Source organism: Limnohabitans sp. 2KL-3, from assembly GCF_001269405.1.
Classification (GTDB): Bacteria; Pseudomonadota; Gammaproteobacteria; order Burkholderiales; family Burkholderiaceae_C; genus Limnohabitans_A.
In genome coordinates, this window is sequence record NZ_CXON01000040.1 from 1 (window position 1) to 11,494 (window position 11,494).

The 11,494-nt window shown below is 54.4% G+C and carries 13 protein-coding genes and 2 pseudogenes; 1 reads left to right on the forward strand and 14 read right to left on the reverse strand.

Annotation, left to right across the window (positions count from 1 at the left end; translation table 11 throughout):
* A partial coding sequence (locus tag AMM41_RS21235; RefSeq protein ID WP_228769394.1) for a polysaccharide biosynthesis/export family protein occupies window positions 1-1,037 on the reverse strand: 1,037 nt, incomplete at its 3' end.
* 714 nt (window positions 1,038-1,751) lie between these two features.
* On the reverse strand, window positions 1,752-3,050 hold the full coding sequence (locus AMM41_RS21240) for a lipopolysaccharide biosynthesis protein (RefSeq protein ID WP_194944928.1): 1,299 nt from the start codon (window positions 3,048-3,050) through the stop codon (window positions 1,752-1,754).
* A 27-nt stretch (window positions 3,051-3,077) separates the two neighbouring features.
* Between AMM41_RS21240 and AMM41_RS21245 the strand changes: the two are divergent.
* Window positions 3,078-4,065 (forward strand): annotated as a pseudogene (locus tag AMM41_RS21245) (DUF4372 domain-containing protein); the annotation flags it as partial.
* Between the two features lie 131 nt (window positions 4,066-4,196).
* On the opposite strand, the gene AMM41_RS21250 reads toward AMM41_RS21245, so the two are convergent.
* The 12 genes and pseudogenes from AMM41_RS21250 to AMM41_RS21300 all read right to left on the reverse strand — a co-directional run.
* The gene (locus tag AMM41_RS21250; RefSeq protein ID WP_228769395.1) at window positions 4,197-4,775 is read right to left on the reverse strand and encodes a nucleotidyltransferase domain-containing protein; all 579 of its coding nucleotides are present in this window, start codon (window positions 4,773-4,775) and stop codon (window positions 4,197-4,199) included.
* A 152-nt stretch (window positions 4,776-4,927) separates the two neighbouring features.
* Complete coding sequence (locus tag AMM41_RS21255; protein WP_089963920.1) at window positions 4,928-5,233, reverse strand: helix-turn-helix domain-containing protein; 306 nt, start codon at window positions 5,231-5,233, stop codon at window positions 4,928-4,930.
* 107 nt (window positions 5,234-5,340) lie between these two features.
* The gene (locus AMM41_RS21260; protein ID WP_228769396.1) at window positions 5,341-5,769 is read right to left on the reverse strand and encodes a PIN domain-containing protein; all 429 of its coding nucleotides are present in this window, start codon (window positions 5,767-5,769) and stop codon (window positions 5,341-5,343) included.
* Window positions 5,720-5,929 carry a hypothetical protein gene (locus AMM41_RS21265; protein ID WP_089963923.1) on the reverse strand — a complete coding sequence of 70 codons (210 nt, stop codon included), beginning with the start codon at window positions 5,927-5,929 and terminating at the stop codon, window positions 5,720-5,722. The genes AMM41_RS21260 and AMM41_RS21265 overlap by 50 nt, the downstream gene beginning before the upstream one ends.
* Before the next feature lie 6 nt (window positions 5,930-5,935).
* Entirely contained in the window at window positions 5,936-6,190 is a 255-nt protein-coding gene (locus AMM41_RS21270) for a UPF0175 family protein (protein ID WP_089963925.1), read from the reverse strand.
* A gap of 167 nt (window positions 6,191-6,357) precedes the next feature.
* A complete protein-coding gene (locus tag AMM41_RS22415; RefSeq protein ID WP_255350454.1) occupies window positions 6,358-6,492 on the reverse strand; it encodes a hypothetical protein in 135 nt (44 codons plus the stop codon).
* 71 nt (window positions 6,493-6,563) lie between these two features.
* Window positions 6,564-6,803 (reverse strand): hypothetical protein, encoded by a 240-nt coding sequence (locus AMM41_RS21275; protein WP_089963926.1) that lies wholly within the window; start codon window positions 6,801-6,803, stop codon window positions 6,564-6,566.
* Between the two features lie 111 nt (window positions 6,804-6,914).
* Window positions 6,915-7,628 (reverse strand): nucleotidyl transferase AbiEii/AbiGii toxin family protein, encoded by a 714-nt coding sequence (locus AMM41_RS21280; RefSeq protein WP_089963928.1) that lies wholly within the window; start codon window positions 7,626-7,628, stop codon window positions 6,915-6,917.
* Window positions 7,621-8,106, reverse strand: a complete 486-nt coding sequence (locus tag AMM41_RS21285; RefSeq protein WP_089963929.1) for a helix-turn-helix domain-containing protein — start codon at window positions 8,104-8,106, stop codon at window positions 7,621-7,623. The genes AMM41_RS21280 and AMM41_RS21285 overlap by 8 nt, the downstream gene beginning before the upstream one ends.
* Window positions 8,107-8,367: 261 nt before the next feature.
* Window positions 8,368-9,546 carry a GumC family protein gene (locus AMM41_RS21290; protein ID WP_089963933.1) on the reverse strand — a complete coding sequence of 393 codons (1,179 nt, stop codon included), beginning with the start codon at window positions 9,544-9,546 and terminating at the stop codon, window positions 8,368-8,370.
* 113 nt (window positions 9,547-9,659) lie between these two features.
* Window positions 9,660-11,072 carry an RNA-binding domain-containing protein gene (locus AMM41_RS21295; RefSeq protein ID WP_089963931.1) on the reverse strand — a complete coding sequence of 471 codons (1,413 nt, stop codon included), beginning with the start codon at window positions 11,070-11,072 and terminating at the stop codon, window positions 9,660-9,662.
* Between the two features lie 46 nt (window positions 11,073-11,118).
* Window positions 11,119-11,494 (reverse strand): annotated as a pseudogene (locus AMM41_RS21300) (capsule biosynthesis GfcC family protein); the annotation flags it as partial.

Below are 11,494 nucleotides of genomic sequence, written 5' to 3' on the forward strand. Positions count from 1 at the left end.
TCGGCAATGCGCATGCCAGCTTGAAAGCTGTAGCGAAGGGGGGCGGCCACGTTGCCGCGCAGGGTGACTGCGTTGGAAAACTGGGGGCCCACAGGGAACAAGGTGAGCACGTCACCGTCGCGCACCGTGCTTTGCAGGCCTTGTGCGTCCAGGCTGCGCTCTTGCACACTGCGTGGGGCTTGTTTGTTGGCGGTGTCAATGCGCTCCACCAGCGCTTTGTGCGGCGTGGTGATGACCTTGATGCCACCGCTGTATTGAAGCAGTTGGGCCAGCGTTTCTTGCGCTTGGCGCAGTTCATAAATGGCCGGTGCGTCCAGAGCCCCCAACACCGCCACACGCGGGCCAGCCGGGGGGATGACGATCACGTCACCGGGCAAGAGCTGGGCGTCGCCTTCGGTGCGACCGCTGTGAATGAAGGCATACAGGTCGAGCGTGGTGACGGTTTTGCCCGCCCTGACCAGCTGAATGTGGCGCATGCTGCCCGTGGCAGACGGTCCACCGCTTTCAAACAAGGTGCTCAGCAAACTGGACATGCCGGGCACGGTGTAAGCACCGGGCTGACGGGCCTGGCCCACCACATAAACCTGGATGCTGCGCAGACGACCCAGCGTGGCGTTGAGTTCGAAGTTGTTGAAGACGCGGCCAATGTGCGATTTGAGCGTTTTTTCGAGCTGATCGGCGCGGGTGCCCGCCACGGTGACTGTGCCAACTTTGGGGATGTTGATTTGCCCGTTGCGGTCGACCGTCAGGCGCTGGGCCATGTCCACCGAGCCCCAGAGCTTGAGGTCGATGTCGTCACCGGGGCCAATGACGTAGTGGTCAGGCACCGGCAAATTGGCCAAGGCACCGAATTTTTGACCATTGAACAGGTTGTAGCCATACAGCGGCAAGTCGCGGCCGGTGGCGTTTTGCACAAAACGCTGAAATTGGTTGGTACCCAATGCAGGGCGGTCTGCCTGCGCAACTGGGTTGGCCAACGGGCCGGTGCCCTGCCCCATGTCGGCATAGGCGCCTAAAGGATTTGTAGCCGCTGTCAATCTTGGATTGGCACCAACACTTGAGTTAGACGGCATTGAGGTCATTGGCGCTGGAATTTGACCAAAACCGCCAGTGGTTGGGTTCGAGCCGGCATTGCCCACGGAAGTACTGGTGAAACCCGAAGTACCCGAAGTACTCAAAGCACCAGCATTCTGTGCATAGAGGCGAGGCGCAGCACTCAAAGACAGGACAAAAAACAACGCAATCACAACCCGAAGGGGAGCAGAATTATTGATGGCTAAAAAATTTTTTTCGCTGAAATTTGACATCTTAAATATTAATACTATTGTGAAACACGCAGGCTACCGCCGTGTTTTTAGGCGTGATCCCAAACACTGTTGTAATTTTAAGTGCAATTTTGGTCGTTTATTTTTGTCAAAATTAAGTTTTGACTTGACTTAGTAGTTTTAAGTGAAAAAATTGTTAACTTTTATAGTTATAAATTTTAAAACTAAATTATAGTTATTAAAAATTAAATAAATTTTTATATACATTTAATTAAATTAATATAATTATTTTTATAATAGATAAATTTATAAAATATACCCATTAGTAAAAAATTATTGAACTAATTTATAGTATTTTTAATTATTATGTCTGTGGGTCGAAGTGATTTACCTGTCCAAATCTGATCATCTTCATCCATCACATCAGCGCCTTGCAAGCATTCCGAACCAAGCACCACTACAACCGTCAATCCAGACAATTGAGTTCTAGTTTTTCAGTCTGCTCTCGACCAGTACGCAAAGAACCAAGGTGTAAACGACGTAACCCAAGGTTTTGGCCGCCGAGACCAACAGACAAAATTCAACCAAGCTCAGTGCCAGATGGGAAGCCAAGAAATAGCACCCGATCATCAGCACCAATGCCGTGACGTCGTAGAAAAGCTTCCACTCCTGCGCTTGCAAGACCGGCAATGCTCGGCTCAGCGGGCTGATCACAAATGCCGCATACAACCAAGGCGCAAGACTGGCCGCAACCGTGCCCGCAGGGGCCCAGCTTTGACCAAACACGATGGGAAATGCCCAGGGTAAAACCGCAAGACTGACCACCAGCGGGACTAAGCCGATGAGACCCAGTTTTTTGAGCAACATGTAAAAGACACTGCGGGCACGCTGAGGGTCTTTGTCGCGAACAGCCTCGGCCAGTGACATCTGAAAAACATCGGCCACCGCTGCGCCTATTTGTGCGTTGGGCAGACTCAATACCAAACGTGCCAGGCCAAACCATCCCGCAGCTTCTGCTCCATATAAGCTCGCCACCATGGGCAACGGTAACGTTGCTGCAAGTGCATCCAACCATGCCGAGGGGGTATCGAGCATCGGAAATTTGGCATATCTCAGTCCGGCTTGATGCAGCTGCAGGTAGCCAATGGTCGAGGGTTTGCTCGCTGCAAAGTGCAGCTTTGTGGCTTGCATGAGCCTGTGCATGGAAGACAATGCACCAGCCAACTCGGCTGCAAATAGTGCAACCACGCCACCACCAAATGCGCCCAACCCCAACTTGGTCCCGGCGATTGCCCCCGCACGAACAATCGATGCTTGGCTGATTTGCGAGACTAAACCACCCCTCAGTGCCCATGATCGGTAAACCATGAACAGGCCATACCCCAACAAAATGGGCCATGCAATCAGGGGGGCCCAAACTGGCAAAAGCTGGAACTCCAAAACATGGTTTTGCTGCAGAAGCCACAAAACCGGCACGCCCAACACAGACATCAGAAAAACCAAGATCGTGGCCAAACGGTGCACCACATGCGACTCTGCGTCATCAGCAGCGATCATCAATGCTTGTTCGTAGCGCAGTGCAATGCCAGTGATCCAGAAGCCAAAAAAGGACAGGAATAAAGAGACCGTGCCAATTTCGGCGGGTGTGTACAGCCGCGTAACCAAGGGCAAGCTGCATATGCCGATCAGCTGTGCCAGTGCGGTCCCTCCACTGAGCACGAGGATGCTGCGGTAAAGGGGGTTTTGCGGTTTGAGCCTGCTCAGAAGTCTTTGGAGGCGGGACACTGATTGCCCATGTATTGATCAGAGTATTTTCGCGATTGCGTTAAGCGCTACGCTGGGCGCTATCCCTCGTTCAGCTTCTCGCACTGGGACCAACTCTTGTGCATGATGTTCGCCCAGCTCACAGCGCGAACAAGCCTTCGCGACATTGAACTTTGCTTGGGCTCTCACTCGCCCAAGCTTTACCACGCAGGGTTTCGCAGCCAGGTTGCCCGGTCCACTTTGGCCCATGCCAACGAGCGACGAGACTGCAGGATCTTTGAAGACTTTGCCATGCATCTCATCGGTGTTGCTCGCAGCCTTTACGGCCAAGATGCTTTTGGGCTGGACCTGGATCAGAGTGTGTATGCCATCGACTCCACCACCATCGATTTGTGCATGAGCTTGTTTGACTGGGCCCCTGCAACCAAGGGCCGTGCGGGTGTCAGCACGACTCGTGCGCTTTTGCCATGCGGGTGCCTTCTTTGTCGTGCGCTCCAAGTACCCATTGAAATACCGCGTCGTTAACTCCGTACCGACTCCGCCTGCAACCCCAAGCCTTGTGATCCTCACAGATGAGTCCATCGAGCTGACCGGGCAACAAACGCATAAAACCTGTACATGGCCATTGCGCAGAATCGAGTTCTACCTTGTCGAGCAAGCCCGCCACATCACGCTTTTGACCAACCATTTTGATTTGCCAGCGAGCCACGTTGCCGAGCTTTATAAAAGCCGCTGGCAGGTCGAATTGTTCTTCAAGTGGATCAAACAAAACTTGCGTATCAAGGCATTGGTAGGCACCAGCGCCAACGCCGTCAAAACCCAAATTTGGTGCGCTGTATGCACCTACGTGGTGGTAGCCATTGTCAAAAAAAGACTCGCGTTGGAGGGGTCAATGCACGCCATCTTGCAGGTCCTCAGCTTGTCCTTGTTCGAGGTCAAGCCGCTGGCCGAACTGCTCGGTGAGCAGTTGCTAAACGATGAAACCGGGGAGCCTGAAGCCCAGTTTTGTCTTTTCCCAGAAATCTCCGGACAGTAGTGGGTCAGATCCCGATTGTTCAGAGTCAAACCCACGTTTTTTTTGCAAGGGCGACAAGTGCTTGGGCTTGGTCTAAGCACTCTTTGAGCAGGCTGTCGGTGATGTGTTCACCGTCGTAGTCGCTCATCCTCTCAGAGTTCACTGGCGCTGCCTTTGATAAAAATTTGTGGCTGGCGGATGAGTTCTTGCACGAAGCTGTTGCCTGCGTTTTTCTTGTCGTTCCATTCTTCGCGGCTCATGACTTTGGGATTGATCTCGCGAGCCAGTGTGCTTTGGGCGTCGTGGATGGCGTTGACAATTTGCCCGAATGTGACTTTGCCGATGACCAGAAGGTCCACATCGCTGTGAGCCCCTTCGGTGGCTTTGGCCATGGAGCCAAAGACGAAAGCCACTTCGATTTGGGGTGCCAACTCTTGCAGGGCATGGGTCAGCACGTCGGTCAGGCCTGTGGTTTTGCGGATGAGTCCGGACAGTTCGGGGTAAACCGGGTGGTCTGTGTTGGCACTGAACTGGATTTGGTTGCCCATTTTTTGGTGTTTGAGCAGTCCTGCGCAGCTGAGCGCGTCAAGTTCTTTTTTGAGGGTTCCCGGTGATGCACCGGTCATGCGCGCCAGCTCTCGCAGGTGGACCCATTTGTGTGGGTTCATGAGCATCAAGGCCAGTACTTTGCGCCGGTATTGGTTCGGAAAAATCAGTTCTGAGACGGTCAAAATGTTTTCCAATCAAAAACAGTCGTTTCTTATTGGAAAACATTTTAGCCTTTTGGGGGCTTGTTGATGCGTGGCGTCCAGCGTTCTGACTGTTGCGGCATCAACGGCGGGTGTGTCGGGCGAATTGGGGGCAGATCCCGATTTTTCATTACTCACGCAGCGGCCAACATCAGATGTCCGATTTCAGCGTTGGCTGGACGTACTTTGATTTCAATGTCGTAACCGAGCCGTGTGAGGCAATCCATGAGTTTGTGCTCTGACAGGTTCGTGAAGTCGCCGCGCATCATGTCGGAGACTTTAGGCTCGGATATGCCCATCCGTTTGGCGGCATCTTGCTGGGTCAGACCCAGGCTACGCATCGCTTTTCTGATCTCGATCACCAAGCCAGTTTTGATCTTGAGCTTTTCTGCGTCAGCCAGACCCAGATCGGCAAACACGTTGCCGGAACCACGATGCATTTCAACGCCTTGACAAGTCTCGTTTTCATTTCAGCAACCCCTTCACCATACGCTTCGGCAATTTTTAGCCTGGCGTTGGGTCAGATCCCGATTGTTACAGCGATCTGTTATGCGAACGGATAGATGACTTTTAAGCTACTTTCAAAGAGCCGCCCATGTTGCATGTCCTCAGAGTAAAGCGTGTCGCAGTCAGCAAGTAAAGCCGCGGCAACAATCAAGGCATCCCAGTTGGACAGTTGGTGATTGATAGCGAGTTCGGCACTTTTGCGAATCACTGCTTCATCCACTGGTACCACATTGACCTTATTCATCACGGTGTCAGTGAAGGCGTAGGCCTGAGATTTGTCAAATTTGAATTTCTTCAGGCAAACATTCACGCATTCATTGATAACTTGGGAACTGACCATGGGGCCAGTGGTGACGAGTTGTCGAGCCACGGTTTTCTTGTGCGTATCTTGTCCGATCGTGTAGAAGACAATGTTGGGATCAAGAAATGATTTCGCGGTCATAACAGGCATCGCGATCAAAATTGCCATCAAACACCGAGCCAAATTGGTCAAAGTCATTGACGTTTTGATCCTTTTTATCAGCGTGTTTGAGTTTGCTTTTTAAATAACCAACAAAATCAAGCACTTCGCGCGCTTGCATTTCGGGTAAAAAACGTATTTCATCAACAATTTTCTTGACAGTATTCATGAATTTTTACTCCAAGGTGAATAGCAAGTCCTGCGCGAGCTCATGCTGATCCAGATTGATCATGGGGACGTTAAAACGATGGAGTTCAGACAAAAACTGGACGCGGCTCATGCCGATGAGCGATGCGGCCATTGCGGACGAGAGTCGTTTCATCTCAAACAACTTGACAGCCATGGCCAGTTTTGCGTCTTGCATAAATTGCTGTGGACTGCACTGAGCTGCGTCGGGCATGTGAGCGGGTACGTCAACAAGTATTTGCATGGTGTGCTCCTGCTGGCAATGCGGTCCAAAACGGCGGTCGTGCCGGTCAGTGCCCGAAGATAGCAACTTTACCGCGCCTCATAGATCAGGCCTTGTGCTGCACTTTGTTGCGGCTGTTGGTCGTGCGGGATTGTGCCTAGGCCTTTGCCGTGGCTCGGGTGTCGTGATCACGACCTTGCTGTCGAGTCCCAGCGCACTGCAGCCAGATCCACGCGCACATCTTGGGCTTTGAGCGCAAACCCAAATTCAGGGTCTGTTGTAGCTTCTTGCCAAAGGGCTGCAATGGATGTGATGGGCTGCATAGGGGGGCTTGTTCGCCAGATCAATTGCGTGGGGTCACGCAAATGGTCGCTTGTTTCTCTTTTTGCGATGGTCAGTCTTGCCCAAAGTCGGGCACGGGGCGTGAAATTGTCCGTTCTGGCATGGGCAGCTTGTCGATGCCCATGCCTTTGAATCGTTGATGGATGCGAATCGCCATTGCCAGTCCGCCGCTGGGTTCTGCGCTGGCCACAGCGTTTGCTTGTGCGCTTTGTTGGCCGGGCTCGGAGCGTTCGTTAGCTTCTTCGCGGTCAAACCGAAAGCCTGGGGGCAGTTTTGCTTTGAGCGAGTTCATGGGTTGGCGGTTTTCTCAACAACCCCAACTTCAAAGGGGTCGAATTCGACACCTTTAAACGTTAATTGGGGTCATAAACGTTAATTGGGGTCAGATCCCGATTGTTTTCAGTCATGTCGCTGCAGGCAACACTTGTCGGAGGCGTCTTATCTTTTGCCAGAGTACTGCCTTGGGCATGTCCATGGCCATGGCTTTCATGCACCGATCCAGCCAGCCTTGCCTGTTTTGCATTCTGTCTATGGCTTTTGCCAAATCTCTGGCAACGCTGCTGCCGTAGGCTTCGGTGGCTTTTGCAAGAGCCTCTTGCAGTTGGGGCAGTTTCAAATTCAGCATGGCCAGGTCAATGATGTCGCGGCTGAAAACGCCGTCATCGGCTTGGCGGTCTGAATTGGCCAACATTTTGCTGGCCGCTAGGTCGAGCAGCGTCAGGGTGCTGACACCGCATATTTGGTCTTGCGACTCTGGCTCTTGGAACAGGATGCGCGCCTCCCGGACGATTTCAAATTTGATGGCGTGCCCGTCCATGCGCACTTGCGTACGAATGCCGTATTGGTCTGCGCGCACTTCACGCAGCAACTCCAGCGGCATGGCACCTTGGCGCGTGATGGGTGCCAGCCCGTCAAGGCCCGTGAGCAATTGGCGCAGCTCTCGATAGCCTGCAGGGTCGGACACCAAAAAGTCGATGTCCACTGATTCGCGGTATTCACCAAACTTCAAGGCAATGCAGGTTCCGCCACCAAACCAGCAAGCGTTTTGAGCCAACACGCTGGCATCCAACGCGCTCAAAACATGCGCGATGCGTTGGTGGTGTGGCCGCTCATACATGGGCGGCCCGCTTGCCAAATGCTTGTTGCAGGGCTTGCCACAGCGCTTGTTCTTGGGTGTCCATGCTGGGCATGTCCATGTGCCGTGCGTTGCGTTCGTAAATGTCAAATGCTTCGACCGGGGTCAGGTGGTCTGTGCCATGGACTTGCCAGGCCAGTTCCTTGAGTTGCGGGTAGTCGGCCAGCGCAATGCGCACAGGCCACCAGCCGGATCGATCGGTGGGCGTGGCTTGGACTACTTCAGTGGGTTGTAGTTGCCATTGCATGCCCAGTGCGTCAATCGCGTTGCTCCATGCGCCCATGGTGACAGAGGGTTCGCCTTTTTCGATGCGGTGCAGCGTGACCCGTGACATGCCTGCAGCCTCTGCCGCCACCGTGGCGCTGACGCCCAGAGCTTTGCGCCGCTCAGCCAGCTGCGCCCCCAGGCTGCTGAGCTTGGCTGCGGTGATCTCGCTCAATGGTGGTGATTTTTGAGGCATAGTGTTTCCCATTATTTACAATTAACTGATTTTGTTAATAATGAGATACATTTTAAGTGTTATGCGGTTTGCCTGTGCTGACCCGACAAATGGGGATCTGCAAATTGGGGTCACAAATTGGGGTCAGATCCCGATTTTTCAAAATGTGGGAGCCCCGCACTCGGGGCGATGGGTAGTGGTCTGCGAGGCTTATCGCGACGAGGGCGTCGCTCCTACAAAGGTTATTGGGGTCAGATCCCGATTGTTTTAATCAGCCCGCTTTTACCGCCCAATGGCTTTGCGCCACGAGGCTTGCAGGGCTTGGATTTTTTGGGCGTATTCGCTGTCTTGCCCCGCGTTGCGCAGGGCCTGACGGATGAAGACAAACAGCAGCAAGGCAAAGCCTGTGGCCAGGGTGGCGATGATGGCGATCAGGGCTTTTTGGGGTTTGCTTTTGAGCTCGGGGGGTTGGGCGGCGTCCAGCACTTGGATGTTGGCGCCTTCGCGGGATTCGTCAATTTTGGCCATTTCGAATTGTTTGGCAAACAGTTCGAACAGGGTTTCTTGGTATTTGTAGTCGCGGTATTTGGTGACGTAGTCGCCTTGGGCGCCGCCCTGCCCTTTGCTTGCGCTGCTGCTGTCTTGTGATTGTTTGGCCAGTTGGGCACGCAAGGTGGCCAGCTCGGTCAGGGCTTGTTTGAAGTCGGGGGCGCTTTCGGCCAAGTAGCCACGCATGGCCCCGAGCTTGACTTCTTGCACGGTGACCTGTGCTTGCAGTGCGGCCACGGCGGCCACGGCCGATTGGGGGTTGGCTTTGAGCACGTCGCCCGAGATGCCGGTTTCTTTGAGGGCGATGTCAGCCTGGGTGAGTTTGTCTTTGGTTTGCTGGAGCTGTTTTTCAAAGAATTGGCGGCGTTGCTGCGCTTCGGTCACGGCCAAGCGGCCCATGAGTTTGGTCAGCTCTTGCACATGGGCGTTGGCCATGTCGGCAGCCATTTGGGGGTCGGTGTCGTCGACTTTGACGGTGATGAGGCCGTCTTTGCCGCTGGCGATTTTGACTTTGCTTTCGAGTGTTTTGCGTGCTTCGGATTTGAATTTGGCTTCGTAGCGTTCTGTGAGCTTGAAGCGCTCGATCAGGGCGTCTTCGATGCTGTTGCTTTTGAGGAAGGCCACGTATTGGTCGGCCGGGTTTTTAAGGCCGGTGGCCGCGCCAGCCAGGCCGCCCAGTGCGCCCAAACTGGCGAGCATGCTGGCGGCCATGCCTTGCTGTTGTTGTGGGGGCAAAAAGCTGGTCTCGGCCGTGAAGGTGGGTTTGACAAGGAAGCTGATGCCCAGAGCCAAGATCCCGACAGCCAAGGGGCCCAGGACGAGCAGGCGCAGGTTGTCGACGATGACTTGGAGCAGGTCAAGGAGACTGATTTCGTCGTCTGGCTGGTCGTGTGGGTCGGGGGCGGTGGTCATGGTGGGGTTTGCGGTTTGCGTGGCATCGCGCACGGGGTGCGCTCCTACGGAGCGGTGGTGATGGTCAGGGTTGGGGTGAGGCCATCGCGCACGGGGTGCGCTCCTACGGGGGGTTATTTTTTGGTGTTGGGGTGGTAACCACCGGTTTTGGGGGCACCACGGAATTCGATGTGGCCTTGGTCTTTGAGTTGTTTGAGCCAGCGTTCGACGGTTCTACGTGTTACAGAAAATGCGATGGACATCTCACCTGCTCGTTGTCCTGGCTTGTCTTTGATGTACTGAAGCAAGGGGTTTACTCCGACATTTACTCCGACATTTACTCCGACATTTACTCCGACATTTGCTCCGCCACTTACTCCCTCATTCATGCCAACACCCAATGCTTCTGGGGATGATTCTGGCTGGAGTGAGAACGTGGCCATGACACCGCCAAACTTTTCGGCGATGTCGAACTGGACTTCGGGGTAGTCCTGCAGGGCTTTGCGGATGCGGATGAAGCCGCTGCCGTATTTTTCGATGGCGTTGACGAGGTAAAAACCTTCGGCCACCCGTTTGTTGCGCAGGCTGGAACGGTAGCTGTCGGCCTGGACTTCGGCCACGGTCAGTCCGCCATAAAAGGTGCCGGGGCTGAAGATGGTGATGTGGTCGTCAAAGATTTTGATTTGGATGTCGCTGGGGTCGGTGTAGCTGCGGTGCACCACGGCGTTGAGCAGCGCTTCGCGCAGGGCGGGCAGTGGGTAGGCAAAGCGCTCTTTGCGCTGGATGCTGCCGTCAAACTCAAACGCCACGCTGATGTGCGAGACGATGAATTTCATCGCCTGCTCGACCACTTCAAACAAGGTGTCGGTGAATTGGCGGTCGTCAATGATCAGGCTGGGCGTTTTGAAGCGGCCGATGTGGACGTTGTGCCGCAGGGGCTCTTGCGCAAACAGCAGCAATGCGGCCCAGGTGGGTTGGCCGTTTTTGAGGTAGTTGAGCTTTTCCAGTGCGGCGTCGGAGTTGGTTTCGTCCAGTTCAAAACGTCCGTGCTGGTTGACGAGCCGAATGAATCGGCGGATTTTTTCTGCCGAGAGTTGCTCTGCTCGGTGGCCTTGCGCCTGGTAGGCGTCCCACGAGAGTTGCAGCGCCTGCATGTAAAGGTCGGCGATTTCACCCGTGTTCAGCGCGTGATTAGAGCTGGCGATGCGTTTGTAATAACGGCCGCGCGTGTTGACCGGCTTGACCGGGTATTCGGCAATGCTGATTTCGACGATGGTTTTGCCGTCAAGGCTGTGGGCCTGGATGTCGGGGATCAAGACCGGGCTGGTGGCGTCTTTGATTTTGCCCAGCCATTCGTTGAGGCTTTCTTTGCCAAGGGTGGTTCCTTGCACGGCACCCCGGTCGGTCACGCCCACCAGCACGCGCCCACCCTTGGCATTGGCAAAAGCCACCAGGGTTTCGATGCAGGCTTTGTCAAACGAGGTTTTGAATTCCTGCGTTTGGGTTTCACCAGACTCGATCCATTGCTGGACGGTGGGCTGTGGCATGTGTTGCGAGTGACGGGAGCGCCGTTGTGGCTCCACCCTTGGGGGCTTACTTGAGGGTTTTGAGGGCTGCCGCGCCAATGCCAAATTGGTAGAGGATGGCGGTCCAGTCTTTGGCACCCTGAATGAACTGGGTGTAGGCGCTGCGGCGGTCGAGTTCTTCGGGCACAAAAATCGTGTCGCCGGGCTGCATGAGGGTGCTCATGAATTGGCTGTTGCCCCGGCCCGTCCAGCTGCGTTGGGCTTTGTTGGCTTGCACGGTGCCGTCGGCACGGATGAGCAAGGCCGCATCGAGGTTGGCTGTGGCGGTGGGGCCTGCTTTTTCGATGTATTCGCCCACCGTATAACCCACTTTGTGAATGAAGCTGGTTTCGGCTTGCACCGCCCCCACCACACCCACAAAGCTGGGGTTTTGTGGCACGGTG